This is a genomic window from Nocardioides sp. (assembly GCF_036405735.1).
In the GTDB taxonomy this organism is placed as follows: domain Bacteria; phylum Actinomycetota; class Actinomycetes; order Propionibacteriales; family Nocardioidaceae; genus Nocardioides.
In genome coordinates this window covers 55,763-82,476 of the sequence record NZ_DASWXC010000109.1, presented here as the reverse complement: position 1 = coordinate 82,476, position 26,714 = coordinate 55,763, and the positions used below count along the sequence as shown (strand labels likewise).

General features: G+C 70.2%; 24 protein-coding genes, 1 tRNA gene and 1 pseudogene. 14 read left to right on the top strand and 12 right to left on the bottom strand.

Annotated features, from left to right (window positions below):
* Positions 1–137 precede the first annotated feature (137 nt).
* From VGE38_RS17420 to VGE38_RS17410, 3 genes are all read left to right on the top strand, one after another.
* Complete coding sequence (locus VGE38_RS17420) at positions 138–782, top strand: TetR/AcrR family transcriptional regulator (RefSeq protein ID WP_331143821.1); 645 nt, start codon at positions 138–140, stop codon at positions 780–782.
* 201 nt (positions 783–983) lie between these two features.
* Positions 984–1,478 carry a MarR family winged helix-turn-helix transcriptional regulator gene (locus VGE38_RS17415; RefSeq protein WP_331143820.1) on the top strand — a complete coding sequence of 165 codons (495 nt, stop codon included), beginning with the start codon at positions 984–986 and terminating at the stop codon, positions 1,476–1,478.
* Positions 1,479–1,531: 53 nt separating this feature from the next.
* On the top strand, positions 1,532–3,160 hold the full coding sequence (locus tag VGE38_RS17410) for an MDR family MFS transporter (RefSeq protein WP_331143819.1): 1,629 nt from the start codon (positions 1,532–1,534) through the stop codon (positions 3,158–3,160).
* Between the two features lie 922 nt (positions 3,161–4,082).
* On the opposite strand, the gene VGE38_RS17405 is transcribed toward VGE38_RS17410, so the two are convergent.
* Positions 4,083–6,239: an MMPL family transporter gene (locus VGE38_RS17405; protein ID WP_331143818.1), complete on the bottom strand. Its 2,157-nt coding sequence runs from the start codon at positions 6,237–6,239 to the stop codon at positions 4,083–4,085.
* A gap of 95 nt (positions 6,240–6,334) precedes the next feature.
* Here VGE38_RS17405 and VGE38_RS17400 point away from each other — a divergent pair.
* Positions 6,335–6,517, top strand: a pseudogene (locus VGE38_RS17400) (IS481 family transposase); the annotation flags it as partial.
* An 819-nt stretch (positions 6,518–7,336) separates the two neighbouring features.
* On the opposite strand, the gene VGE38_RS17395 reads toward VGE38_RS17400, so the two are convergent.
* Together VGE38_RS17395 and VGE38_RS17390 are read right to left on the bottom strand one after the other, a co-directional pair.
* Entirely contained in the window at positions 7,337–7,816 is a 480-nt protein-coding gene (locus tag VGE38_RS17395; RefSeq protein ID WP_331143817.1) for a peroxiredoxin, read from the bottom strand.
* Between the two features lie 51 nt (positions 7,817–7,867).
* Positions 7,868–8,299 (bottom strand): DoxX family protein, encoded by a 432-nt coding sequence (locus VGE38_RS17390; protein WP_331143816.1) that lies wholly within the window; start codon positions 8,297–8,299, stop codon positions 7,868–7,870.
* Between the two features lie 203 nt (positions 8,300–8,502).
* Between VGE38_RS17390 and VGE38_RS17385 the strand changes: the two genes are divergently transcribed.
* Positions 8,503–8,874 (top strand): winged helix-turn-helix transcriptional regulator, encoded by a 372-nt coding sequence (locus tag VGE38_RS17385; protein ID WP_331143815.1) that lies wholly within the window; start codon positions 8,503–8,505, stop codon positions 8,872–8,874.
* Between the two features lie 624 nt (positions 8,875–9,498).
* Here the strand turns inward: VGE38_RS17385 and VGE38_RS17380 are convergent.
* The 5 genes from VGE38_RS17380 to VGE38_RS17360 form a co-directional block, all read right to left on the bottom strand.
* Positions 9,499–10,083: a maleylpyruvate isomerase family mycothiol-dependent enzyme gene (locus VGE38_RS17380; protein ID WP_331143814.1), complete on the bottom strand. Its 585-nt coding sequence runs from the start codon at positions 10,081–10,083 to the stop codon at positions 9,499–9,501.
* 127 nt (positions 10,084–10,210) lie between these two features.
* A complete protein-coding gene (locus VGE38_RS17375; protein WP_331143813.1) occupies positions 10,211–11,104 on the bottom strand; it encodes an alpha/beta fold hydrolase in 894 nt (297 codons plus the stop codon).
* A gap of 757 nt (positions 11,105–11,861) precedes the next feature.
* Positions 11,862–12,320: a VOC family protein gene (locus VGE38_RS17370; protein WP_331143812.1), complete on the bottom strand. Its 459-nt coding sequence runs from the start codon at positions 12,318–12,320 to the stop codon at positions 11,862–11,864.
* Positions 12,321–12,406: 86 nt separating this feature from the next.
* Positions 12,407–12,715, bottom strand: a complete 309-nt coding sequence (locus tag VGE38_RS17600; protein ID WP_524538556.1) for a luciferase domain-containing protein — start codon at positions 12,713–12,715, stop codon at positions 12,407–12,409.
* 182 nt (positions 12,716–12,897) lie between these two features.
* Positions 12,898–13,308, bottom strand: a complete 411-nt coding sequence (locus tag VGE38_RS17360) for a DoxX family protein (protein ID WP_331143810.1) — start codon at positions 13,306–13,308, stop codon at positions 12,898–12,900.
* A gap of 187 nt (positions 13,309–13,495) precedes the next feature.
* Between VGE38_RS17360 and VGE38_RS17355 the strand changes: the two genes are divergently transcribed.
* On the top strand, positions 13,496–14,035 hold the full coding sequence (locus VGE38_RS17355; protein WP_331143809.1) for a hypothetical protein: 540 nt from the start codon (positions 13,496–13,498) through the stop codon (positions 14,033–14,035).
* 460 nt (positions 14,036–14,495) lie between these two features.
* Here the strand turns inward: VGE38_RS17355 and VGE38_RS17350 are convergent.
* Positions 14,496–14,578, bottom strand: a tRNA-Leu gene (locus VGE38_RS17350).
* 333 nt (positions 14,579–14,911) lie between these two features.
* Between VGE38_RS17350 and VGE38_RS17345 the strand changes: the two genes are divergently transcribed.
* Genes VGE38_RS17345 through pknB form a run of 7 tightly spaced genes read left to right on the top strand, consistent with a single transcriptional unit; the run spans position 14,912 to position 23,667 of the window.
* The gene (locus VGE38_RS17345; RefSeq protein WP_331143808.1) at positions 14,912–15,646 is read left to right on the top strand and encodes an FHA domain-containing protein; all 735 of its coding nucleotides are present in this window, start codon (positions 14,912–14,914) and stop codon (positions 15,644–15,646) included.
* On the top strand, positions 15,639–16,127 hold the full coding sequence (locus tag VGE38_RS17340; RefSeq protein WP_331143807.1) for an FHA domain-containing protein FhaB/FipA: 489 nt from the start codon (positions 15,639–15,641) through the stop codon (positions 16,125–16,127). Before VGE38_RS17345 ends, VGE38_RS17340 begins: the two co-directional genes overlap by 8 nt.
* Entirely contained in the window at positions 16,124–17,437 is a 1,314-nt protein-coding gene (locus tag VGE38_RS17335) for a PP2C family protein-serine/threonine phosphatase (protein ID WP_331143806.1), read from the top strand. Before VGE38_RS17340 ends, VGE38_RS17335 begins: the two co-directional genes overlap by 4 nt.
* Before the next feature lies 1 nt (position 17,438).
* Positions 17,439–18,830 (top strand): FtsW/RodA/SpoVE family cell cycle protein, encoded by a 1,392-nt coding sequence (locus VGE38_RS17330; protein WP_331143805.1) that lies wholly within the window; start codon positions 17,439–17,441, stop codon positions 18,828–18,830.
* A gap of 49 nt (positions 18,831–18,879) precedes the next feature.
* Positions 18,880–20,382, top strand: coding sequence for a peptidoglycan D,D-transpeptidase FtsI family protein (locus tag VGE38_RS17325; RefSeq protein ID WP_331143804.1), 1,503 nt, complete (start codon positions 18,880–18,882; stop codon positions 20,380–20,382).
* Positions 20,375–21,889, top strand: coding sequence for a protein kinase domain-containing protein (locus VGE38_RS17320; protein WP_331143803.1), 1,515 nt, complete (start codon positions 20,375–20,377; stop codon positions 21,887–21,889). The genes VGE38_RS17325 and VGE38_RS17320 overlap by 8 nt, the downstream gene beginning before the upstream one ends.
* The gene (pknB, locus tag VGE38_RS17315) at positions 21,886–23,667 is read left to right on the top strand and encodes a Stk1 family PASTA domain-containing Ser/Thr kinase (RefSeq protein ID WP_331143802.1); all 1,782 of its coding nucleotides are present in this window, start codon (positions 21,886–21,888) and stop codon (positions 23,665–23,667) included. The genes VGE38_RS17320 and pknB overlap by 4 nt, the downstream gene beginning before the upstream one ends.
* Positions 23,668–23,699: 32 nt before the next feature.
* On the opposite strand, the gene VGE38_RS17310 is transcribed toward pknB, so the two are convergent.
* Complete coding sequence (locus VGE38_RS17310) at positions 23,700–24,440, bottom strand: DUF881 domain-containing protein (RefSeq protein ID WP_331143801.1); 741 nt, start codon at positions 24,438–24,440, stop codon at positions 23,700–23,702.
* A 66-nt stretch (positions 24,441–24,506) separates the two neighbouring features.
* Here VGE38_RS17310 and VGE38_RS17305 point away from each other — a divergent pair, with 66 nt between their 5' ends.
* Complete coding sequence (locus tag VGE38_RS17305; protein WP_331143800.1) at positions 24,507–24,959, top strand: cell division protein CrgA; 453 nt, start codon at positions 24,507–24,509, stop codon at positions 24,957–24,959.
* Between the two features lie 255 nt (positions 24,960–25,214).
* On the opposite strand, the gene VGE38_RS17300 is transcribed toward VGE38_RS17305, so the two are convergent.
* Complete coding sequence (locus VGE38_RS17300; protein WP_331143799.1) at positions 25,215–26,135, bottom strand: rhomboid family intramembrane serine protease; 921 nt, start codon at positions 26,133–26,135, stop codon at positions 25,215–25,217.
* A 12-nt stretch (positions 26,136–26,147) separates the two neighbouring features.
* On the bottom strand, positions 26,148–26,660 hold the full coding sequence (locus VGE38_RS17295) for a peptidylprolyl isomerase (RefSeq protein ID WP_331143798.1): 513 nt from the start codon (positions 26,658–26,660) through the stop codon (positions 26,148–26,150).
* Between the last annotated feature and the right edge of the window lie 54 nt (positions 26,661–26,714).

Here is a 26,714-nt window from a genome sequence, read left to right as displayed (position 1 = left end):
ATGTCGCCCCGATGTCGTTTGAGCGACGTTCCGTCTCGGGCGCTGTCGTCCGAGACTGTAGGGAGGAGCGTACCGGCCTAGCGGATGATGCCCAGCACTTTGGCGGCGGCGCTGGCGGAGGACAAGGTTGGTGGGGTATGACGCAACCTGCTGGTGAAACGGGGCACCGCGAGCGGCGGCCCGCGAGCACCGTCCGCGCACGACCAGGGCGCCGCCCGGGGCACAGTTCGGCACGCGAGGAGATAGCGCGGGCAGCACGCGAGCAGTTCGCCACCGAAGGCTACGACCGAGCCAGCCTCAGGGCGATCGCAGCACAGGCCGGCGTGGATGCCGCCCTCGTGGCATACTTCTTCGGCTCAAAACGACAGCTGTTCGACGAAGTCGTCCACATTTCTTCCGATTCGCCCGCGCTCATCGCGCGGCTCCTGGACGGGGACTCGAAGCGCGTCGGCGAACGGCTGGCGAGACTGCTCATCGAGGCACTCGACGAGCAAGACCGGCAACAGCGCATCGTCGGAACCATCCGCACCGCCGCGGTGGAAGCCGACACCGCTCGCATGATCGGCGACAAGTTCGCCAGTGAGCTGCTGGAACCGGTCGTGTCCCAGCTCGGCGCCGGGCAGGCACCATTGCGCGCGGCGCTCGTGATGTCGCAGATCCTGGGCCTCGGCCTGGCTCGCCACGTCATCGGTCTTGAGGATCTGACGTCGGCCAGCCAAGACGAGCTGGTGGCCGCGCTTGCTCCCACGTTGCAGCGCTACCTGGTCGGCGACATCACCTGACCGGCGTCCGGCCGGTCCCAGGACCTAGCCCCCATTGATCCGCGTCAGCCCGCAGGTACGCCGCCGGGGCGCCCATCGCATGGAACCTGCTGAACCGGCCCCATGGGGAGTAGCAACGCCTACCCCGGCGCCACCCCGTCTCCGGCCACGCGGAAAATTTGGGGTTGGGACTCCCAGCCCTCCCAAGGTTATGGTTGGTACATGCAATTAGCTGGATCGGAGACCGACCTGGTCTCGGTCGAGGCCATCGAGCAGGAGCTGACGTTGTTGGTACGGCGGGCTCAGAAGGTGCATCTGCGCGGTGGCCCGACCGAGCAGGTCGTGGAGAGGGCCGCCTACGGGATTCTCGCGTGGCTCCATGACGCCGGCCCGCTGCGGCCCAGTGAGCTGGCAGCGCATTTCCATCTGGACGCCTCGACGATCAGCCGACAGGTCGGCTCCCTGGAGCAGGCCGGCCTGGTCACGCGCGCACCGGACGCCGAGGACCGACGCGCTCTCCGGCTGCGACTCACCGAGCACGGCCAGAAGGTGCTGAGCACGACGCGGGCGGAACGGCGCGCCGTTGTCCGCAGCCTGCTCCGGTCGTGGTCGCCGCAGGATCTGGCCAGCTTCGCCTCCCTGCTCGCCGCGTTCAACGCCGGCCTGGACGAGCACCTGACCGGAGATCCGCACACGGTTCAGGGGAGTCAGCGGTGAGCACCCCGTCCTCCCCGGATGCCGATCTGCCTGGGGCGCCGGACGAGCAGGTGATGCCGGAGCTGACTCACCGGCAGATCCTGACCGTTCTGGTGGGGCTGATGTTGGGCATGCTGGTCGCTGCGCTGTCCCAGACGATCGTGGCCACCGCGTTGCCCACGATCGTCGGTGAGCTCGGCGGTCAGGACCAGCTCGCCTGGGTCGTCTCGGCCACGTTGCTGACCTCGACCGCCTCCACCCCGATCTGGGGCAAGCTGTCGGACCTGTACGGCCGCAAGATCATGTTCCAGGCCGCGATCGGGATCTTCCTGCTCTCTTCCCTGGCCTCCGGGTTCGCCCAGAACATGGGACAGCTGGTCGGGTTCCGGGCCGTGATGGGACTCGGCGTGGGCGGGCTGATGGCGCTGTCTCAGGCGATCATCGGCGACGTGGTCAGTCCTCGCGAACGGGGCCGCTACCAGGGTTACATCGGCTCGGTGTTCGGGTTGGCCACCGTCGCCGGACCGCTGCTCGGCGGCTTCCTGGTCGAGCACCTCTCGTGGCGGTGGACCTTCTGGGTCGGGATCCCCATCGGCCTCGCCGCCCTGGTGGTCACCGAACGGGTGCTGCAGCTGCCGTTCCCCCGACGTCGGCACGCCATCGACTGGCTGGGAGCGTTCTTCATCGTCGCCGGAATCAGCGGGCTGCTGCTCATGCTCTCACTCGGCGGCAAGGAGTTCGCCTGGAACTCTGGCTGGACCTACGGACTCACTGCGGTGGCGCTGCTGATGCTGGCGCTCACGGTGTGGCAGGAGCGCCGGGCGGTCGAACCGATCATGCCGCCGCGACTGTTCACCAACCACACCTTCGTCATCACCAGCCTGGCCGGCTTCGTCGTCGGGGTCGCGATGTTCGGCGCAATCATCTTCCTGCCGCAGTACCTGCAGATCGTCAAGGGCGAGTCCCCCACCGCCTCGGGGCTGCTGACCCTGCCGCTGATGGTCGGCCTGCTGGCCACCTCGATCGGATCGGGGCGGCTGATCACCCGCACCGGCCGCTACAAGATCTTCCCGGTCGTCGGCCTGCTGGTCGCCGCCGGGGGCCTGACGCTAATGAGCCGGCTGTCGGTGGACACCTCGCTGTGGCTGGCCGGGGTGTTCATGTTCATCACCGGCGCCGGCATCGGGATGGTGATGCAGGTCCTGGTGCTGGCGACCCAGAACGCGGTTCCTCACGCCGACCTCGGCGTGGCCACCTCCGGGGCGACCTTCTTCCGGTCGCTGGGCGGCGCGATGGGAGTGGCGGTCTTCGGCGCGCTGCTCACCCACCGGCTCCGCGAGACCATCCCCGCCCAGCTGCGGGCGGCCGGGGTGAGCGCCGAGCAGATGCCCACCAGGTCCGCCACCCAGGGCAGCCCCGAGCAGATCGCGGCGCTGCCCGAGCCCATTCACCTGGCGGTCATCACCGGGTTCGCCGAGGCGCTGCAGACCACGTTCCTGGCCGCCGTACCGTTCGCGGTCCTCGGGTTCGTCATCCTGCTGTTCCTGCGGGAGACCCCGTTGCGACAGACCCGGGGACACACCTCCGGTGAGGACCTGGCCGCCGCGTTCGAGACCTCGGTCGACCCCGACGCACATCTCGCCGACGACGAACCGCGGCCCGAGAATCCCCCGCGCCCGGGGAGACCACCCCACGGTCGCTAGGCAGGCCCGGTCCCCGGGCGTCCGTGCCCGTCGGCCGCGAGGATGTGTAGCGCCTCGTCCGCATGGGCCTCCATCCGCAGCTCACTGCGCACCACCCCCGTACCCGGCGGTCCGAGCCGATCACGAAGGTGGTCCGCCGCGGGGTAACCCGGGAGATTCCGCTGGATGCCGTAGGCGGAGGCGACGGCCCCTTCGGTGTCGGAGAGCAACGGGTACCCGAGCTGATGTGCGGCGTCGAACTCCCGCCGCTGCTCATCCGAGGTCGAACAGCGGGTCGGTCAGGGTGAGCCCGAGCCGCGCGCCGGCCCAGCCGAAACAGGGTCAGCATCATCAGCGCCGCCCCGGCCCAGAGCCAGGTCTTTGAGGATGGGTCTGCTCCATCATCCGCTGCTGCGGATCTTCCATGCCCCACGGGCCTGCATCACCACGCCCGTGGGAACCAGGAAGACGACCAGGAACTGTGCGCCCAGCTGGGCGGGGTCGCGGAATCGCTCCCAGTCGGTGCAACGGACCTCGGTGGAGTCCTCCGAGCACGGTGGCCGGCCAAGGTCAAGCGCAGCGGCCAGTCGGTGTGGAGCCACTGCGAGGGACCAGACTGCTGCCCGATCGTGAACATATCGTGCTTGGTGGGCAGCCTGCCCGGCGGCGCGAACCACACAAGCCTGCGGTAGCCCTCAAGGAGGCGGACTCGGTCGTCAGGACCATCCTCTCCACGCGGCCGGCGCCCGGATGCCGCGACACCTCACGAACCCGCCGGTTCGACGGTAGGTGCCGCCCGACGGGCGCAGCACCGTCCCACGAGGAGGAATCGTCAGCGGTGGTTGCGCGGCTTTCGCAGCATTGACGGGCCTCGACCGGGTCCGGCAGGCCCTTGCGGCCGTCGCAGATCAGGGAGAAGCACATCGGCCACGCCGCTGTTTCTTCAGGTGCTGTGCGTGGACGTCTGGAGTGACTTCGGCTCCTCGCGCTTCTCGTCGCCGTGACCCGGCCACCATGCGGCGTGGCCGATCATGGCGGTCAGTGCCGGTGTGAGGAACATGGACATGACGAAGGCAGCGAGCACGATGCCGACCGAGAGCGCGAAGCCCAGCGAGACTATGAGCGTGTTGCCGCTCAGCATCAGCGATGCGAAGGTGCCCGCAAGGATCACGCCCGCGGCAGCGACGGTGGGACCGGCGTGCTTGACCGCCTCCGCGGCCGCCGCGTGTGGGTCCTTTCCCTCGCGCGCTTCCTCGCGCAGCCGGGCGATCATCAAGATGTTGTAGTCGGTGCCCAGCGCAGTCACGAACAGGTAGATATAGATCGGCAGCAGGAAGATCAGGCCGGGCTCACCCAGGATGTGCTGGAAGACAATGACCGTGGCACCGAGGGTGGCAGCGAATCCGAGGCCGACAGCACCCATCAGATACCACGGTGCCACCAGGCTCCGCAGGAGCAGCGCGAGGATCAAGAGGATCAAGCCACCTGCGACCGGGAATACCACGCTGTAGTCGCGTGCCATCGCTTTCTGAAGGTCTGCGAAGATCGATGGGGTGCCGCCGACGTACGCTTTGGTGCCGTCGGGCGCCGCGGCGTGCGCGGCCTCACGGACTGGGCCCTTGATGGCCTCGAGCGCGGCGTCGGAGGCGGGGTCGTCGTCCAGGATCAGGGAGAATTGCGCGGTGGTGCCGTCCTCGGAGAGCTGACCCGGGAATGCTTGGGCCACGCCCTCAGCCCTCTCCAGCTCCGAGCCGAAGGCCTTCAGTGCGGATTCCTCCAACCGGCCGTTGTCGGCGGAGAGGATCACCGGGATCGGCTCGCTCGCGCCAGCGGCGAAGTGGTCCTGGAACGTCTGCAGCGCCTCCGTGGACTCGACGTCGTCGGGCAGGCTGGCGGTGAAGTCGAACGACGGGTTGAAGCTCACCGCGAACATCGCCAGGCCTCCCAGGGCCAGCCCCGAAACCAAGGCGAACCTCCCCGGCCGCCGCCCAAGTGCGTCCCCGATGCGATTGAAGCGGCCGCCCTCGGGTTCCCGGCGCCACCTCCTGGACGGCCAGAAGAGCCCGCGGCCGATGACCGTGATGACCGCCGGCACCAGGGTCAGCGCCGCGACGAGAGTCACGGCCACCGCGATCGCGAGCGCCGGTCCGATTGCTCTGAAGATACTCAGTGTACTCAGCAGCAGGGCCAGGAAGGCGACGATGACCGCGCCGCCTGCCGATGCGATCGCCTCACCGGCGCGCTCCATCGCGTGGACGACGGCCGCTGGGGTGTCAGCGCCCTGACGCAACCGCTCGCGGTAACGGAAGAGGAAGAACAGGATGTAGTCGGTGCCGATGCCATAGAGAACGACGAACAGGATCACCTCGATCGAAGAATCCGCCCGGAGGTCGAACACCTCGTTGGCCCAGGCGATCAGACCGGTGGCGATGGTGCCGGCCAGGGCCACCACGGCGATCGGCATCACGCAGATGATCACGCTGCGGAAGATCACCGCGAGCAGCAACAAGATCAGAAGGATCGTGGCCGCGCCGACGATCATCAGGGTCTGCTCACTCGACTCCTGGGAGTCCAGTCCCTGGAGGACGGACCCGGTGGACTGCACCTGCAGATCCGTCCCTTCAACCGACGACTCGACGTCGTCCCGGAGCCGCTCCCCGTCGGTGAACGCCGCCGGGTTAAAGCCGGTAGCCCCTTCCGCCAAGCCGATGATGCCAATCTGAACCAGGCCATCCTCGGACAAGTTCGGCCGTCCCTGCGGGTCGACCGTGACCACCCGCTGAGCGAACGTCTCGGCCCCCAACTTCGGGCCGAGTTCCTCCGCAATCCGGTCGACGTCGCCCTGGTCCTCCTCGGTCAGCACCCCCCCGTCCTGGCGCTCGAACACCAGGATCGCGGCCGGGGTGGTCGCGCCGGGGAACTTCTCCGACTGCAACTCGGTCGCCTTGATCGACTCATAATGGTCAGGCAGGAACTCCGCCTCGTCCGTGGTCGTCTGCAGCGCCGGCGCCAAAGAGACCACCACAATCGCCAGGACCACCCAGGCGCCGATGACGTACCAAGGACGACGGACCACGAGCCCACCCAGCGCGGAGAACATGGCGCAACCCTAGTCGGCACATGGAACCACTCGGGGCAATCACCGCCAGGCCAGCGGTGATGGCCCAGACGGGACGGACGTCCGAGTTCACCATCTGGCCGGTACGGCGTACTGCTGAGCGGTTCCAGGTCTCACCAGCCGCTGCATCGAAGTGGGCTGCCCGGTATCGAGCGGGCCAACCGACGACGGACGCCTCCTCGCGGCCGACGTCCTGCCCAACCCGCACCACGCAGCGGCTCGAGCGGCGCCTCGTGAAGCTGCGCTCCTCCCGCCGTTGGTGACCGCACCGGTAGCACCACCCTGGTGTTCCTTGCTCCTCCACCGTTGGTCGGGTGATGGCCTGTTACCGCACGTGCCTGTTGATCCAACATCGACCCTGGTGCCGGTCCGGCTGGTGGGCGGCACCCAGTCGGTCGGCTCGGCGACTTGCGCACCCTCACGGGCCACGCCATCACTATCGAGCCAGGCCTGGTCGGGAATCGTCTCGGTGGCGGTCCGCACGCTCTCCTGAGCGATGAACCCGACCGAGTACTCCAGGTCAGCCTGCACCGTGGTCGATAGCCGGGCACATCGGGTGAGGACCCGAAACCGCGCTTGTAGGTCGATTCGGCGGCCTCCTTCTCGGAGTGGGCACCGACCAGGGTGGCGCGTCGAGGTCGACGATGACCTGCCCGCCGCAGCGCCGACCGTGGACCCCGGCCAACGGCCGGCGGCGTGACTAGACCCGGGCGCGCGCGTCCGCGCGGGCGTGCCGGATGGCGAGCATCGCGGCGTGGGGGTCCCCAGTGCCGCGAAGACCCGTGAGACCGTTGCGCCAGAGGCGACCGTGCCGAACACCTCGGGCTGAGCTCGGACCGCGGCCACGTCGGCCAGGCAGTCCCCACCCAGCGCGACCGCGGGCGCCACATCGAGCAGAATCCGGCCCGAGTCACGCACCTTCCCCACGCCGCACGGCGAGGGCGCCTTGGACAAGCTACGGCCCAGGCCGCCGACCCGGATCGCCTTTTTCACCAACAGCGCACCCGAGATCAGCGACTCGCGGACGGGATCAACGAGCAGACTCGGAACGTGCTTAGGCTCCACCTAGGCGGCACCGGTCATCCAGGCCTCGGTGGCCCCTCAGCTACGAGGATGCGCAGCGCCTCGTCCGCGTGGGCCTCCATCCGCAGCTCTCTACGGATCACCCCCCGCACACGACGGTCGGAACCGATCACGAAGGTGCTCCGCCGCGGCGGCAACCCGGGAAGACTCCTCTGGACGCCGTAGGCGGAGGCCACGGTCCCATCGGCGTCGGAAAGCAACCGGTACCCGAGGTCATGCTCATCGTCGAACTGACGCTGCCGAGCAACCGTGTCGCGGCTGATCCCGACCCTGGTCGCACCGGCCGCCTCGAACTCCGCGGCCAGGTCACGAAAATGACAGCTCTCCGCGGTGCACCCTCGACTCATCGCCAACGGATAGAAGAACACCACCACCGGGCCCGCCTCCAGCAGCCGGCTCAGCCGAACCCGAGTCTGATGCTGGTCGGGCAGTTCGAAGTCCGGGGCAAGGTCACCGACTCCCACCTGCCCGCTCATCGACTGCACGCGATCTGGGCGGTTCGGGTCGGGACGCTGGGCATGGCGCGCTCAGTCCAGGTCGAACAGCGGGTCGGTCAGGGTGAGGCCCAGTTCCGGGCCGGCCCAGGCGAAAAGGATCAGCACCATCAGCGCGGCCCCGGCCAGCGCCAAATCTTTGAGGAACTGGGTCTGCTCCATCATCCGCTGCTGCGGATCTTCAATGCCCCACGGGCCGTGCATGACCACGGCCGTGGGAACCAGGAAGACGACGAGGAACAGTGCGCCCAGGTCACCCCAAGCACCCAGCAGGACCATCAGTGCGCCGGCCACGATCAGCAGCCCCGACCCGAACACCACCGCTGGCGCCAGCGCCTGAGGCACCCCGCGAGAGGCGGTGTACTGAGCCATCATCTTGGTCTGGGTCAGGTGCCCGAAGCCCGACATCAAGAACAACACGCAGAACAGGATGCGCCCCACCAACACGACTACGTCCACGGTCACCCTCCAGACCCCTTCACGTGACGATGCGGACCGGGACTGAGCCGTCCGGCCCAACAGCTCCATCCTAGACCGCTGACTTATGAAAAGTAAGTACGAACCATAAGTGACCCGAAGGAGCGCCCGGCCTTGACATGACTCCGGCGAGTCTGTGTCCGACCGACCGCAGGTTTCCGTGTGACGGATCAAGACGTCATCATGGACGCGTGACCGAGCAGAACAGGACCTCCGGACAATGGCCGCCCGGTCACTGCCCGCGCCTGCAGCACGCTCTGGAACTCATCGGCGGCAGATGGACCGGCAGCATCCTGCTCGCCGTGCTCGCCGGAGCCCGGCGGTTCAGCGACATCCGCATGGCCGTTCCGGGCGTCTCGGACCGGATGTTGTGTGACCGGCTGCGCCGGCTGGAGGCCGAGGGACTCCTCGAGCGCCACGCGGAGAAGGACCCGAGCCTGGTGGGTTATGACCCCACCGAGGCGGGCCAAGCCCTCGTCCCCATGCTCCGCGCGCTCGCGGACTGGACGACACGGTGGAGCAGCGGCTCCGAACACGAACCCGACACCCGGCCCGACCAGTGAATCCAGCGCCGCTGCCATGAGACGGCGTCGTGGCCGACCACACCTTCGAGCCGGCACGTCGGCGGTGCCGGGATCGCCTCGGCGGCGCTATCGCCGCCGTCACCCACAAGCGCTACGGGTGCTGCGTTACCTCGTCGGCGCACCCACAGCTGACGGTCACCGACCGAGCGGCGGTACTGATCGACGTCCCCGCTGGATGCAGGCACGGCGGGGAGTCAAGAGGAGCGAAGGCTGTTCCTCGCCACCGGCCCGACCGGCCCGACGGGTCCCTGGTGGGAACGTCTGCAGCGGTGTGCGTGAACGTCGATCACCTCGGCCGGGGTACGCTGTGACCGCAGCATGGGACTCGTGAACAAGTCATCACGCCGTCGGCCCGCTACAACGCGTCAGTTGCGGTTCGACGCGCGGATGGCTCCTTGACATGCTTCGGACCGCTCTTCGCTCTGGGCGGTACGCGTGTTGGCTCTCCACGAGGTTGCCATCACGGCTGTCTGAAGACGCCGCGCGCTGGATCCGTGCGTGTGTCCGGGCGGCCCAGCGATGCCCGGCGAGTACGGCGCCTGCCGGACCGGTCTGGGCGATGAGTGCCCAGCGGTCACGCCTCAACCAGAATCGGGCCCGCGGTCACAGGGCTTTGACCGCGGGGCTGAGGGCGGCAATGGCCAGGGGCTCACCGGAAGTCTCGACCACGGCGGCGTTCTGGCGGCCGCTGAAGTACAGGACGAGTTCACTGGGCCGACCTCTCACGGTGGCCCCAGCCCCGGTTCCGAAGGTCCGCCGTCGGCCGTCTTGTGACTCCAAACGCAGGCAGAAGGGCCGCATACCGCGCGCTGAGTGGCGTCCGAGGAAGGCGAGCATGCCCCAGGACAGGTCCTCGAGCTCCTCGTTCGGTTTCCGCGCAGGCAGGCCGTTTGCGCGTCGCACGTCCTCGTGGTGAATGAAGAACTCGAGGCCGTTGAAGAGTTTGCGCAGCCCTGGAGCCCGCAAGAATACCGGAGGGCCAGAGCGGAGACGCGCTATCAGACTACGGACGTCGTCGGGGTTCTCAATGCGCGCTCGCGTCCGGCGTACCGGGTGCTCCCGCGCGTCCAGGTGGACCGCCAAGTCGAGGGTTGTCCAGCCTTCGCACAGGGTGGGAGCCCCGGGCCCGAGGGCAAGCAACAAGTCGCACAGTGCCAGCCTTTCCCGTTGGTCCAGCGGCATCGCCATGTGACGAGGATACGTCGCCCGGACGCCATGTCTGCCGCGCGATGACCAGCGGGGGTCCGCCCGCCGCCGTGCCCCTCAGCGGCCCACCTGGTAGCGGACCAACTGGTGGCGCGGGTCGTAGCGCGGTTCAGCGCTGGGCCAGATGATCGGTGAGCCAGGAGACGACCTCGCCGGTGATCTCGTCGCGGTTGGTCTCGTTGAAGATCTCGTGCCGGGCGCCGGGGTAGATCCGCACCGTGACGTCGGTGAGGCCCGCTTCGCGGTAGCGCTGGCCCAGCAGGTCGACGAGCTGACCGCCGCCACCGCCGACAGGGTCGTCTTCCCCCGCCGCCAGCAGCAGCGGCAGGTCCTGGCGGATCCCGGCGAGGATCTGGGGGTCGGCCAGCCTCGCTGCGTGGGCGAAGAGCATCGGGATGGTCTCGGGCGGGGTGTCGAAGCCGCACCACGGGTCGGCGACATAGGCGTCGACCTCGGCCTCGTCGCGGGAGAGCCACTCATAGCCGGTGCGGTGCTCGAAGCCAGTGTTGAAGGCCTCGAGCCCGGCGGGGGCGTCTGCCGGGGCGTCGGCGAGCGCTCCGGCCAGGGCATCGAGCGCGGTTGAACCCGAGAGTACGACGCCGTCGTACTGGCCGGAGTGGTCGATGATGACCGACTGGGCGGCGAAGGAGCCCATCGAGTGGCCGATGAGGAAGATCGGCAAGCCGGGGTACGCGGCCGAAAGCTGGGCTCCGTACTGCGCGACGTCCGCGATGAGACCGTCCCAGCCGGCCTCGCCGAAGTCGCCAAGGTGGTCCTGGCCGGTGCGGCCGTGGCCGCGGTGGTCGGTGGCGAAGGCGAGGAAGCCGGCGGCGTTGAGGGCGCGGGCGAGCCGGTCATAACGGGCGCCGTGTTCGGCCAGGCCGTGGGCGATCTGGACGGCGCCCCGCGGGGCCTCACCGGCGCCGGTCCAGGCATAGTTCGTGATCGTGAGGCCGTCGGCCGCGGAGATGAATGAGGACTCGGTGGCCCGGGTCTTGGTCATGGCTCGAGGGTAGCGCTGCCCCGGCCCACGGGGCTGGGCCATCACGCCAGGATGAAGACATGACGGTCGTGACGCTCAGCCCCAACTCAGCGACGAGGTCGTCGCCGCTGTCAAGGGGGGCCACGCCTTGGCGGCAGCCCGGTCGTGCCAACGGGTCGAGTGGTCAGGCGTTGTCTCCCCTCACCCCACCGAGGCCCGCCCCGAGTCGTCGTGGTGGTGGCGTGGCCGACGTGGCACGGGCCAGCCCCAGACGGCGAGAAGCAGAACGGCCGCTCGAATGCGTGGAGCCTTCACCCCGGGCGGACTCGTTGCACCCGATCGCGGCCGACGCCGCTCCTGATCGGCGCCCGGAGACAGTCGCCGCCTTCTCCGCACAGGCATGCCCGCGAAAGTTGAAAAGGGGCAGCATGCACGCTCACTGACCGTGCTGAGCGTCCCACGATCTCCGGCTGCGCCCGGACGACCGAGACGTCGGCCCCGGCCAGGCACCACCGCGGCGCCGCCACCGCTCGGTTGCCGTTCACCGGGGCGGGTAACCCCGGGGTGCGCAGCCAATATCACAGCTGGATCCGGCGCTCAGCGTAGCCGCGGCTACGCCGGCCGAAGGGGCGTGGAGCGGGGTCGAGGTGGCTCCACAGGGACCCAGCGCTGACCTGGCGAACGAGGCCAGGCACCTCGCATGCCGATCACGCGTGGGCACGAGGTGTGCTGGTGGCCAACCCGCTGCCGCTGAGCCACCGCAGGCATCCACGGGAGCTCAAAGACGCAGGGGACGGATCGGGGCGAAGACCAACGACGGGTCGGCGAGCCACTCCTCCGTCGACAGCACGTCAACGTAGAGCTCGATCTCGTGCCCGTCGGGGTCGGCGATGTAGAGCGAGTGGGTGACCGTGTGGTCACTGGCTCCCTCAATCTGCACCCCGTGCTCGGTCAGGTGACGCACGACCTCGCGCAGGTCGTCGTCGTTGTCGCCGACCTTCAGGCCGAAGTGGTACAAGCCCACCCGGCGCCCCGTGGGCATCGCCGCCGCGGCCGAACCGACCTCGATGAGCAGCAGCTCGTGGTGGGTGCGTCCAGACGAGAACGCCGCCGCGGGGACCGGCAGAGGCACCTCCCCGCGAATCTCGGTCCAACCAAGCACGTCTCGGTAGAACCGGCGGGACCGCTCCAGGTCCCGGACGTAGAGCACCAGGTGGCCCAGCTCGTGGATGCGCATGAGGGTCGACTCCGATCTTCGTCCAACTGGTCCCGGACCCGACGGCCCGGATACCGGTCACACCGGCATCCTGTCAGCACGGCCGGTCAGGCCGGACCACTCCGTGCGTACTCGAACGAGGCACCCACGATCTGGAAGACCAGCTCTGCCTCCTCCGCATCGCGCGGGGCGTAGACCATCACCGCACCCGCGCTGATCAGGCCGCGGCGGGCGACCGGGTGTTGCTCTGCCCACCCCGCCTCGATCACGCGGGAGGCGACGTCGGGCGGCAGTACCAGGTGCAGCGAGTGGTCCGGGGCGGGATGCAGGTGAGCGAACTCGGCGCCCACCATGAAGGCCTCGGCCGGGCCCTGCGCGGCACCTGTCGGCAGGGTCAGGGCGCGGGCTCCGGGCACCGAGATCATGCTGGGGCGCCAGACCACCCCCGGCAGCTGGGCGAGCCGTTCCTCCAGGAGGCGGCGCGGCCCATCGTCGTCAGGTTGTTGATCCAGCTGGGTGTGCGGGTTGCTCAACGTGGCCCGCGGCCTGTCGCCCCTGCGGGCAGGCAGGTCCGCCAGTGGACCGGTCAGCGGGCCGGTCACAGCAGGAACAGGAGGCCGAGGTCCACCAGGCCCAGGTCGTCTTCGGCGGCGAAGAACGCGAACACGGCCAGCGCGGCGCCCGCCAGGGACCGTATCGTGAGGAACTGGGTCTGCTCGTTGGCCTCCCGCGCCGGGTCAGCCTCGTGCCAGAAGCCGTGCATCAGCACCGCCGTCGGCACCAGGAAGGCGACCAGCAGCAGCGCGCCAAGGTCCGGCCAGACACCGACGGACACCATCAGGCCGCCCAAGATGACCACGCCACCGGGGACGGGCACCCACAACCCCGCTGCCGGCACAACCTTGCTCGCCCCGTAACCGGTCACTATCTCCCGCTGGGCGAAGTGGCCGATCCCGGCCCCGAGAGACCATAGAGAGAAGATCCGGCCGGAGAGGCCTAGAACGTCCATGAGAGCTCCTCGCATGCGAAGTAGATACTTACCCTTTGTAAGGAACCCAACGAGTATCCTCCCGACAACGGAGCAGGCAAGAGTCAAGGCCCGGCGACTCGTGGGCCACGGAGGGTGCGAACCGCGGGTTCCTGACCCTGTCCGAGAACGCCAGCTGACCAGTAACCGCGCGGGTACCCTGACCCGCATGCCGTACCGTCGCTGGACCCGGCTCGGGATAGTCGCCGTGGCCACCCATCTCGGCTACGAGTTAGCCGTCGGGGCCGGGGTGCCCGGTGCCCCGAGGCTCGGCCTGCGGCCCGCCCTCGCCGGGTACGCCCTCGGAACCGCCGGCGCCTACCGGGCCGCCGGTCGTCTCCCCGGGCCGCGCGGAGACCGTAGGTTCGCGGTCGCGAACGGGCTGTTCGCGTCCGCGGTGATCTCGCACTATGCGAGCTGGCCGCGGACGACCTGGCACGGACTTCCCTGGCTGGTCGAGTGCGAGGGAATCGAGGGCGCCCTGATCGCCCCCTACAACATGGTGCTCCAGGTGTCGGCCGTGGCTGCCGTGGGCGGACTCGGCGAGAACCTCAGCGCCTGGCGGTGGGCGGTCGCGGCCGGCCTGATCGCCGTGCCGGCACTGCGATGGCTGACCCCACGAGAGTACGCCCGCCTGCTGGAGCAAGCGGCCGCCCAGCCGCGCTGGTGGAACCGACGGCTGGCAGTCCGGGTGCGAAGCAGCGCGTGAAGAGGACGGGCAGCACGGATGTCGCACGCCAGTTCCCGCTCGGAACGCGATGCAGGCTCCCGCCTCCACACATCCCGGTAGGAAGCCCCGCCGCGGGCGCCGGCAGCCGGAGCGGCCCCGGTCACGGTCGTATCCCGGGCCGCCAGTCGGCGTCGTCGGGCGGCGCCGGAATGACGACGCCTTTGCCACTCGTCGCGCGCGTCTAATCGCTTCTCAAATGGTTCACGAGCCACGCAGTCCGTCCGCGCACGCCATTAGGCTCATCGAGAAGTTGGCTCCACGTGATCGCTCGACGGTTCGCGGACGACATAGGTGACCGAGGCCACTGAACCGACGCAAGCAAGGAGACTCACCGGCACCAACCGCAACAACCGGCACCCCTCCGGGCCAATGGCACCAACGACTGCCGGCCCAACAGAGACGAAACCCCAGATCGAAGACCCGGGGTCAGTCCCTCACGTGCGCGAGAGGGGAGTTGAACCCCCACGCCCTTTCGGACACTGGCACCTGAAGCCAGCGCGTCTGCCGTTCCGCCACTCGCGCGTGAAGCAGTCCGAAGGTTATCCCAGCCGCGAGGGATCACCCAAACCGGCGTACCGCGAGCTGTCTGCTCGTCGAGGTATGCAGACGAATGCGCGCTTCCCGCGCGGAGTTCCGCACGGGGAGTGCCCACCCGGCTGCATACCTTGCCGAACACACCGACGCCGGCGACCTGCCCGACGGCGCGGCCCGAGGCACCCGTCGGGGCCACCCCGTTACGATCGAGCGAGCCCGACCCGCACGCCGGGCTGTCTCGGCATGACCGGGTACCGGCGGGCACGGGTACGACACGCACGAGCGACACGCATCAGACGACGGCACAGGCGAGGAGGCGCGGTGAGCGGGCTGCAGAGGTTCGAGCAGCGCCTGGAGCAGGTCATCTCGGGCGTCTTCGCCCGGGCGTTCCGCAGCGCCGTACAGCCGGTGGAGATCGCCGCGGCGCTGCAGCGCGAGTGCGACAACAACGCGCAGGTGCTGTCACGACAGCGGCGGCTGGTGCCCAACGACTTCCACATCGAGCTGTCGGCCACCGACCTGGAGCGACTGCGCCCGTTCGACTCCGCGCTGGTCGACGACCTGAGCACCCAGCTGCACGACCACGCCGACGCCCAGGGCTACGTCTTCCCCGGTCCGGTCACCATCGACTTCGAGGCCGCCGACGACCTGACGACCGGACGGTTCCGGATCCGCAGCGGGGCGAAGGCCCAGGTCACCGGCTCGCCGGACTTCCAGGCCACCGACACCCGGATGACGCGGGCACGGGCGGTCCTGGAGGTCAACGGCACCCGGCACCCGCTCGACGGACCGCTGGTCATCGGCCGTGGCTCCGAGGCCGACCTGCGCATCAACGACCCCGGCGTCAGCCGCCGGCACGTGGAGTTCCGTGTCGGCACCGGCCCGGTCCCGCGGATCGAAGTGCGTGACCTCGGGTCCACCAACGGGATGCTCGTCAACGGCCAGAAGCTGGGCAGCGCGGTGCTGGGCGACGGCGCCGAGGTCCGCATCGGCAGCACCGTGCTGACCGTCCGGATCGTCGAGGAGCCGGTGACGGGAGCCGACGGCCGTGTCTGAGCTGACCCTCTTCCTCATCCGGATCGCCTACCTGGCGATCCTGTGGATCTTCGTGCTCTCCGTGGTCTCAGTGATCCGCTCGGACATGTTCGGCGCACGGGTGCCCGACGCGGGCCGCGCGCCGGCGCGGCAGCGGTCCAAGGGGCCGTCGAAGAGCAAGCCCGCCAAGCCGCGTCGCGGCGCGCCGACCCACGTGCTGGTCGTGGAGGGGCGCAACGCCGGGGAGCGCGCGGAGCTCGCCGACGCGCCGATCCTCATCGGCCGCGGCAGCGACGCCGCCATCCGGCTCGACGACGACTACGTCTCCACGCGGCACGCCCGGATCGCGGCCAGCGCCAGCGAGCCGGGACAGTGGTTCGTGGAGGACCTCGGCTCCACCAACGGCACCTACATCGGCAGTGTCCGGCTCTCGCAGCCGACCACGCTCACGCTCGGCACCCAGGTCCGGATCGGCAAGACCATCCTGGAGCTGCGCAAGTGACGGCCGACGTACCAGCCCTCCGGCTCCGGTTCGCGGCCATCTCCGACGTCGGCCGGGTCCGCAAGGACAACCAGGACAGCGGGTACGCCGGTCCCTGGCTGCTCACCGTGTGTGACGGCGTCGGCGGTGCGGCACGCGGTGACATCGCGTCCAGCACCGCTGTCCAGCAGCTGCGCAACCTCGACGAGCCGCCGGCTCCCGACCACACCGCCGAGGAGATGGTCGCCCAGATCGCCGGTGCGCTGCACCGGGCCCACGACCGGATCGCGGAGCTGGTCGACCACGACCCGGCCCTGGCCGGCACGTCGACGACCGCGACGGTCGGACTCTTCGACGGCGTCCAGCTCGCGGTCGGACACGTGGGCGACAGCCGTGCCTACCTCTTCCGCGACGCCGAGCTCAGCCAGCTCACCCACGACCACACCTTCGTGCAGACCCTCATCGACGAGGGCCGGCTGACCGAGGAGGAGTCGCGGGTCCACCCGCACCGCAACCTCATCCTCAAGGCGCTCGACGGTCAGCGGGAGGCCGAGCCCGACCTGTTCGTGGTGCCGCTGCAGCCCGGCGACCGGCTGCTGTTCTGCAGCGACGGCGTCTCGGGGGTGCTCGACCAGACCCGGCTGGGCGACGTCCTGGCCGGCGGCAGCGCCGACTTCGCCGCCGTCGAGCTGGTCCGGGCCAGCCTCGAGGCCGGCAGCAGCGACAACGTCACCTGCGTGGTGGCCGACGTGGTGGACGCCGACTCCCCGGACGCGACCGCCATCGACGACGAGCCCCAGCTGGTCGGTGCCGCCGCCGAGCTGCGTCGGCGCTCGCCACGCACTGCGGGACTCTTCCGCGGCCACCGCAACGGGGACACCGGCGAGCTCGAGCCGGTCGACGCGGAGGTCGCCGACCTGCCGCCCGGTGCGATCGAGGCCGACCCGCTCGATCCCCACGCCACCGAAGCCGCCCGCTACGCGCCCCGGCCGCCGCGCCGCTTCGCGTGGCTGCGGCGGGTGCTCGCGCTCGTCCTGGTCGTCGGCCTGCTGTGGGTCGCCGCCGCGACCGCCTGGTCCTGGACGCAACGACAGTTCTTCGTCGGTGAGCACGACGGCCGGGTCGCGATCTTCCGCGGCGTGCACAGCACCGTCGCCGGGTTCGAGCTCTACTCGCCGTACCAGACGACGGACCTCGACGTGGCGCAGCTCGCGCCCTTCGACCTGCGCAAGGTGCGCGCGACGGTGAGCCAGACCGATCTCGACGCCGCCCACCGCTACGTCGAGGAGCTCGCCGAGCGGATGAGCCCGGAGCCGGGAGCCGGAGGCTGAGATGAGCCACGCCCCTGCCCTGTTCGTGCACCGCAGCCGGCGCGGCGCGGAGCTGGTCCTGCTGCTGCTCGCCCTCGCCGTCGGCATCGGCGCCTACGCCGCCGTCGGGCTCGGCGTCGAGGGCCACGTCCCCGCCGACATCGTGGGGTACGGCGGCTGGCTCGCCGGGCTCGTCCTGGTGGCCCACGTCGCGATCCGCCTCGTCGCGCCGTACGCCGACCCGGTGCTGCTCCCCGTCGTGGCCGCGCTCAACGGCCTCGGCCTGGCGGTCATCCACCGCATCGACCTCGCGGAGAGCTCCTCGCTCGCCCCCCGCCAGCTGTTCTGGATGAGCCTCGGCGTCGGGTTGTTCGTCGCCACGCTGGTGGCGCTGCGCGATCACCGCACGTTGCAGCGGTTCACCTACACCAGCGGCCTGGCCGCGGTGGCGCTGCTGCTGCTCCCGATGCTCCCCGGCCTGGGGAAGTCGGTGAACGGCGCCCGGATCTGGATCCAGGTCGGCTCGCTCACCTTCCAGCCGGGCGAGGTCGCCAAGGTGCTGCTGGTCGTCTCGTTCGCCGGCTACCTCGTGCTGCACCGTGACGCGCTGGCGCTGGCCGGACGGCGGTTCCTGCTCATCGACCTGCCGCGCGGCCGCGACCTCGGCCCCATCCTCGCCATGTGGCTGGTCAGCATGCTGGTGCTGCTCTCCCAGCGCGACCTCGGCTCGGGGCTGCTGTTCTTCGGGCTGTTCCTGGTGATGCTGTTCGTCGCCACGGAGCGGCCGGGCTGGCTCGTGGTGGGCGGGCTGCTGTTCGTGTCCGGCGTCCTGGCGACCTACCTGCTCTCGGGCACCGTCGGGTTCCTGGCGCACGTCCGCAACCGGTTCGAGATCTGGCTCGACCCCATGCCGTACTTCGACCGCTCCCCCGGCAGCGGCCAGCTCGTGGAGGGCCTGTTCGGGATGGCCTGGGGCGGCCTGGTCGGCCGCGGGTTCGGCGAGGGCGCGCCGTACCGGGTGCCGTTCGCGGAGTCGGACTTCATCGTCGCCGCGATCGGCGAGGAGCTCGGCCTGACGGCCGTCATGGCGGTCATCCTGCTCTACGCCCTCATCGTCGAGCGCGGCCTGCGGACCGCGCTGATCTCCCGCGACAACTTCGGCAAGCTGATGGCCACCGGTCTCGCGGTGAGCCTCGCCCTGCAGGTCTTCGTCGTCGTCGGCGGCGTCACCAAGCTCATCCCGCTCACCGGTCTCACCACGCCGTTCCTGTCCTATGGCGGCTCGAGCCTGGTGGCCAACTGGGTGATCGTCGCGCTGCTGTTGCGGATCTCCGACCACGCCCGCCGCCCGCTGCCCGACCTCAGCGTCGACGACGTCGACGAGCAGGCCACCCAGGTGGTGAGGATGTCGTGAGCACCCCACGACGCTGCTCGCTCCGCTCGCACCGCCGAGGGGACCCCGCATGAACAAGCCGATCCGGACCATCTCGATCTTCTGCCTGGTGCTCTTCGGGGCGCTGCTGGTCAACGCCACCTACCTGCAGTACTACGCGGCGGGCCGCTACAACGACGACGCCCGCAACCGCCGGGTGGTCGACGCGGAGTTCTCCCGCGAGCGCGGCGCGATCCTCGTCGGCCGCGACCCCGTCGCCGAGAGCGTGCCGTCCGAGGACCGCTTCGACTTCCAGCGGGTCTACCCGAAGCCGTTCATGTACGCCGGCCTGACCGGCTACTTCGGGTACGGCGGCGCCGTCACCGGCCTGGAGCGCTCGCAGAACGACGTGCTCTCCGGCGACGACTCCCGGCTCTTCGTGAACCGGCTCATCGACATGCTCGGCAACGAGGGCCCCAAGGGCGGCGACGTCGAGCTGACCGTCAACGCCGCGGCGCAGCAGGCCGCGTGGGACGCCGTCAACGCGCTGCCCGGGGACAACGTGCAAGCCTCGGTCGTCGCCCTGGAGCCGAGCACCGGGAAGATCCTCGCGATGGTCACCACCCCGACCTTCGACCCCGGGACGCTGGCCAACCACGACTTCGCCGCGAACCAGCGGGCCTACGAGCGGCTCGCCGACGACCCGGCGCAACCGCTGCTCAACCGTGCGGTGCAGACGACGCTGCCGCCGGGCTCGACGTTCAAGATCGTCACCGCCGCCGCCGCGCTCGAGAGCGGCAAGTACGACGCCGGCTCGATGGTGCCCGGCGGCTCGAGCTACCAGCTTCCGCAGACCAGCGGCGACAGCGGCCTGATCGACAACGAGGGCCGGGCGTGCGGCAGCTCGCAGTCCGGGGTGCGGTTCACCCAGGCGATGGAGAACTCCTGCAACACCACCTTCGCCCAGCTGGCCGTGGAGGTCGGCGCCGACGCGATGCTGGAGCAGGCAGAGAAGTTCGGGTTCAACTCAACCTGGTTCGACGAGCTGCAGAGCACCAACGGCCGCAGCCTGCTCGCCGAGTCGACGTTCCCCGCGGACATGAACCCCCCGCAGACCGGTCAGTCCGGCATCGGCCAGTTCGAGGTCCGCTCCACCCCGCTGCAGATGGCGATGGTGGCGGCCGGCATCGCCAACAACGGCGTCGTCATGAAGCCCTACCTCGTCGACGAGGTGCAGTCGGCCGACTCCGACGTCGTCGCCACGACCGAGCCCGAGCAGCTCTCGACCGCGGTCTCCCCGCAGACCGCCAGCGAGCTCACCAAGCTGCTGGTCGCCACCGTCAACGACGGCACGGCCTCCGCGGCGGCGATCACCGGCATCCAGGTGGCGGGCAAGACCGGAACCGCCCAGAGCGGGCACGACGACGTGCCGCCGTACGCCTGGTTCACCTCGTTCGCGCCGGCCGAGAACGCCCGCGTGGCGGTCGCGGTGATGATCCAGAACGCCGACATCCCGCGTGACGACATCGCCGGCGGCAAGTGGGGCGGCCCGATCGCCAAGAAGGTCATGGAAGCGGTGCTGAAGAGTGACTGACCCGCAGTTCGCCGACGACGCCGGGCGCTACCGGCTCGAGTCGCTCATCGCCACCGGCGGCATGGGCGAGGTCTGGCGCGCCCACGACACCGCGCTGGGGCGCGAGGTGGCGGTCAAGCTGCTCAAGCGCGAGTACGCCGGCGACCCGGTGTTCCGCTCGCGGTTCGAGGCCGAGGCTCGCCATGCCGCCGGGCTGCACCACCCGGGCATCGCCGCGGTGTTCGACGTCGGTGAGTCGACCGACAGCGACGACGTGCTCCCACGGCCGTACCTGGTGATGGAGCTGGTCGATGGCCAGCCGCTCTCCGCGCTGATCGGCGGCGGCCGCCCACTCGACCCGGAGGCGGTGCGAGCGCTGCTCGCGCAGACCGGCGACGCGCTCGCGGTGGCGCACCGTGCCGGGATCGTGCACCGGGACGTGAAGCCGGCCAACCTGCTGGTCACCCCGCAGCGCACGGTCAAGATCACCGACTTCGGGATCGCCCGCGCGATGGCCGGGATGGCGATGACCGGCACCGGCGCCGTGATGGGGACGCCGCAGTACCTCTCCCCGGAGCAGGCTCGCGGCGAGACCGCGACCCCGGCCTCCGACGTCTACGGGCTCGGCGTCGTCGCCTTCGAGTGCCTCGCCGGGCGGCGGCCGTTCGAGAAGGAGACACCGGTCGCCACCGCGCTCGCCCACCTCAACGACCCGGTCCCGGCACTGCCCGCGAGCGTCCCCGCGGACCTGGCGGCCGTGGTGCAGCGGGCGCTGGCCAAGCGGCCCGCCGACCGCTACCCCGACGGCGGCGCCTTCGCCGCGGCATTGCGTGGGGCAACCCAGGCCGGTCCGGCTGACGAGGCGACCGCGGTGGTGCCCGCCGTACTCCCGGCCGACCCGCTGCCCGCGACGGCCGCCATTCCCAGCGCCGTCCCGACCACGGGCGACACCGGAGCTGCTCCCACACCCGAGGACGAGGAGCGCCGGCGCACCGGGGCGATCGTCGCCGGCGTGGCCGCGCTGCTCCTGCTGGTGCTGCTCGTCGGGTGGCTGATCGCGCGGGGTGACGATGACGAGGCGCCGCCGCCGGCGCCGGCGACGACCAGCCCGACGGCCACCACCACGCCGTCGCCCACGGCCACCGCCACGACCGAGGCGCCGGAGACCTTCGACCTGCGGCTGGGCGACTACCGCGGTCGCGACATCGACGCGGTCCTCGCCGACCTGCGCGCGCTGGGGCTCGATCCCCGGTCGCAGCGGATCGACAACCCCGGCGACCGCGAGGCCGACACCGTCGACGACATCTCTCCCTCCACCGACCTGCGCGAGGGCGACGAGGTGGTCGTGACGTTCTTCGGGGCGCCGCCCGAGCCCGAGCCAGAGGAGCCGACGCCGACGGAGGAGCCCACCCAGGAGCCCACGGAGGCGCCGACCACCACCGCGCCGTCGCCGACCGGGGTCACCGACACGAGCAGCCCCGCCGTGGTGGAGACTTCTCCCGCAGCCCGAGAGGACACCCGTAGATGAGCACCCCAGAGCCCACCACCGTCGGTGGCCGTTACGAGCTCGGTGAGCTGCTCGGACGTGGCGGCATGGCCGAGGTGCGCAAGGGCACGGACACCCGGCTCGGCCGCGTGGTCGCAATCAAGCGGCTGCGCACCGACCTTGCCAGCGACGCGACCTTCCAAGCCCGGTTCCGGCGCGAGGCGCAGTCGTCGGCGTCGCTGAACCACCCCGCGATCGTGGCCGTCTACGACACCGGCGAGGAGGCCGTCGACGACGGCGGCCAGGTGATCCGGCAGCCCTACATCGTCATGGAGTACGTCGCCGGCCGCACGCTGCGCGACATCCTGCGTGAAGGTCGCAAGATCCTGCCCGAGCGCGCCCTGGAGATCACGTCGGGGGTGCTCTCCGCCCTCGACTACAGCCACCGCGCCGGCATCATCCACCGCGACATCAAGCCCGGCAACGTCATGCTCACCCCCAGCGGCGACGTGAAGGTGATGGACTTCGGCATCGCCCGGGCCATCAGCGACGCCCAGTCGACGATGACCCAGACCGCGGCCGTCGTCGGGACCGCGCAGTACCTCTCCCCCGAGCAGGCGCGCGGCGAGACCGTGGACTCCCGCTCCGACGTCTACTCCGCCGGCTGCCTGCTCTACGAGCTGCTGACCGGGCGACCCCCGTTCGTCGGTGACTCCCCCGTGGCGGTCGCCTACCAGCATGTGCGCGAGCCGGCGCAGCCGCCGTCCGACCACGACGCCGACCTGCCGCCCGAGGTCGACGCGATCGTGATGAAGGCGCTCGCCAAGCGCGTCGAGGACCGCTACCAGTCGGCCGCCGCGATGCGCAACGACATTGAGCGGTACCTCGACGGCCGCCCCATCCAGGCGGTCGCCCCGGCTCCGGCCGCCGTCGCGGCCGGTCACACGGCCGTCGTACCCCCGGTCACCGCGGCGACCACCGTGGCCGCCCGCACCGAGACCGGCGAGGACGACTACGACGCCTCGCGCCGATCGCGCGGTGGTGTCATCGCACTGGTCCTGGCGCTGATCGCGGCGCTCGTCGTCGGCGGCTTCCTGCTGTGGCCGCGGCTCTTCCCGGGCGCTCCCGAGCAGGTGCAGGTGCCGAACGTCGTCAACCTCACCGAGGCGGCCGCACGCAACGCGATCGGCCAGGTCGGGCTCAGCGTCGGCGAGGTCACCCGCGAGCCGAGCGAGACCGTCCCACTCGATCACGTCATCGGCCAGGATCCCGCGCGGGACCGGTACGTCGACCCTGGAACCGCCGTCAACCTGGTGCTCTCCTCCGGACTCCCCCAGGTGGCCGTCCCTCCGGTGCTCGGCATGCGGCTCAAGGACGCTCAGGCCGAGCTGGCCAAGGTCGGCCTGCAGGTGCAGACCGAGGAGCGGGAGTCCGACCAGCCACGCAACCAGGTGCTCGAGGCCAACCCCGCCCCCGGCACCCAGGTCGACGCCGGCACGGTCGTCACCGTGTTCTTCTCCGACGGGCCCGAGCGTGTGCCGAACGTCATCGGCCTGCCGCAGGCGGAGGCCGAGCAGCGGATCCGGGACGCCAAGTTCCGGCCCGACACCCGCATCGACGCCACCTCCACCCAGCCCAAGGGCACGGTGGTCGACCAGGTCCCCGCCGACGGCACGCTCGACGAGGGCAGCACCGTGGTGCTGTTCGTGTCGGCCTACGAGCCACCGCCGCCGCCCCCGCCGGTCACCTGCATCACCCCCACGCCCGGCATCGACCCGCAGCCCACCAACCCCCCGGTGTGCCCTCCGGTCACGGGCTGACCGGCTCCGCGGCTACCCGGGGCTGTTCGGGGCTATTCGGTGATCGGGGTGGCGTAGCTGAGGTCCAGCAGCCCGTCGTACGCCGGCGCCTGGACCTGGCTGGCGACCTCCATGCTCCAGCCGATCGCGATGTCGGGGTCGGCCGCCTGGTCGCGGTACAGCGAGATGTAGTCGTCCTCGTCGACCGCCCGGATCAGGTCGTCGATGTCACCGACGGCCTCGATCTCGAACGGCTGGGGATACGGCACGCCCTGCAGCAGCACCGTGCTGCCCGAGCACTTGATGCCGGTCGTGCTGATGACGCGCTGGCCCGCGATCGTCACGGCCTGCGCGCCCCCGCGCCAGAGCGCGTTGACGACCGCCTGGATGTCCTGCTGGTGCACGACGAGGAGGTTCGGATCGCCCTCGGTCGACTCGATCAGCTCCTCCGGCGCGTCGGCCAGGGTGATCGTGAGGCCGGGCCCGCGCCGCGCGGTGAGCCCGGCAGGGTCCTCGAGCCGGTCGATCTCACGTCGATAGCGGGCCACGGTGGTGTCGGAGACCTGGTCGGTGAGGGCGGCGACCTCCTCGGTCAGCGACGTCACGCGGTCCTGGAGCCGCTCGTAGCGCTCCGCCTCGGTGCCGGCCAGGGTGGCCAGGTCGGTGTAGCGACCCGGCCGTAGGTCGGTGCCCTCGCTGTTCTCCGCGCTCACGACGAAGAGCGCACCGCACACGAGGACGACCGCAGGCGTCCCGTAGCGCCACGGCGAGCGCTTGTGCGTGGAGGAGGTCACGGCGACTAGGGTAGGCGCGACTTCGTGTCGCAACCACAACCGCATCGACTCACAGGAGCAGCACCCGTGCCCAAGCTGAAGCCTTCGCTGGCGTTCGACGACCCGACCCGGGGTCCGCTGTTCTCGCTGCGCTTCGTGCTGTCCCTGGTCCTGATGATCGTGGGCATCGCCTGGATCGCCTTCTACTATGCGGTGGTCCGCCCCGGTGACGACGGCAAGGCGGGCGGCCCGGACTTCCTCGCCGACCTCGCCGGCTGGAACTACCTCATCGGGTTCGTGCTGTTCTTCCTCGGCCTCACCCTGGCCGCGCACCGCTCCACCCCGCTGGGCCGCGGCCGCGGCGTCGTGGTCGGCATGCTGGGCTGCTTCCTGGTCGGCCTGGTGTGGATCTGCGTGTTCTACGTCTTCAGCAACGACCTCAGCCCGCTGTGGGTGATGAACGACCTCGGGCAGAAGAACCTCATCGTCGGCATCGCCTTCATGGCGGTCGGGTTCGCCTACGCCACGAAGTGGGAGTGAGCCGCCGCCCCCACGCGAACGTTTCGAGAGCCGCCGTCCTGGTCACCAGGGCGGCGGTTCTTCACATCTCGGGATAAACCTGTGGACGAATTACACACGTGTGATTCGTCCACAGGCGTGTGCACAGTCTGTGGACGCGCGGCCTGCGCTCGCAAAAGGTCACCGTGACCACTAGGCGCGAGAGTGACCGTTCCGAACGGTCACTCTCGCCGCGTACGGTCACGGTGACCTTTTGCTCGGTGGCGGGGGCGTGGCTCAGGCGAGCTGGAGCGAGCGGACGACGACCGCCACGACCATGGCGACGGCGAGCAGCGTCAGGCCGGCCACCTGCACCGGCGTACGCCGGGCGCGCGGCGCCAGCACCAGCACGGCCGTCACGGCGAGACCGCCCAGGAATCCTCCGAGGTGTCCCTGCCAGGAGATGCCGGGGGCGACGAAGCTGTAGGCGAAGCTGATCCCGACCCACACGAGCAGGCCACGCGTCTCGCCACGGGTGCGCAGCACCACCACGAGGATGGCGGCCATCAGACCGAAGACCGCGCCTGAGGCGCCGACGGTCGCCTGGTACTCCGGGGTGAGCCAGTAGACCAGCGTCGAGCCGGCCAGGCCCGAGAGCAGGTAGAGCGCAACGAAGCGGGCCCGGCCCAGCGTCGCCTCGAGCGTCGGGCCGAGCACGTAGAGACTCAGGCAGTTGAAGGCCAGGTGGACCAGGCCGACGTGCGTGAAGGCGGTGGTGAGCAGCGTCCACACGGCGCCGTCGGAGACGCCCGGGAAGAGCTCGGTCCCCGGTGGACATGCGAAGCCGTCGGCCTCGAAGCCACCGTCACCGACCAGGCAGAGTCCGGACGACCGGAGCTCGAGCCAGTGCAGCAGGACGCTGCCGTTGCCGCCGCTGGCGTTGATGAGCAGCCACACGGCGGCGTTGATGCCGATCAGGACGAGGGTGACCAGGCCGGCCGAGGCAGGCACCAGGCCGCCGTACGACGTGCGCGGCTGGCGCTGGGTGCGGCGGCCCTCTGCCACGCAGTCGGGGCACTGAAAGCCCACGGATGCGGTGTGCATGCAGTCGGGGCAGATGGGTCGCTCGCACCGCTGGCAGCGGATGTGCGCCTCGCGCCCGGGGTGCCGGTAGCAGACCGGGACCCCGGGCGCGGTGGCGTCGTTCGTGCTCGTCAAGGTGGCGGGCGCTCAGGCGCCGACGATCTCCACCGACTCGATGACGACCTCGTCGACGGGCCGGTCCATCGGGCCGGTCTTGGTGGTGGCGATGGCGTCGACCACGTCGCGCGAGGCCTGGTCGGCGACCTCGCCGAAGATGGTGTGCTTGAAGTTCAGCCAGGTGGTCGCACCCACCGTGATGAAGAACTGCGAGCCGTTGGTGCCCGGGCCGGCGTTGGCCATCGCGAGCAGGTACGGCTTGTCGAAGACGAGCTCGGGGTGCGGCTCGTCCTTGAAGGTGTAGCCCGGGCCCCCGGTGCCGGTGCCGAGCGGGCAGCCGCCCTGGATCATGAAGCCGTCGATGACACGGTGGAAGGTCAGCCCGTCGTAGAAGGGGCCGGTCTTGCCGTTCCCGGCGTCGTAGGCCTTCTCACCCTTCGCCAGGCCGACGAAGTTCGCCACCGTCTCCGGCGCGTGGTTCGGGAAGAGGTTGAGGGTGATGTCACCCCGGTTGGTGTGCAGGATGGCCTGCTGGTCCGACATGACTGTCCTTCTCTCAGGTGGGTACCGCCACAGTTGTGCGGGTCGATCCTCGCA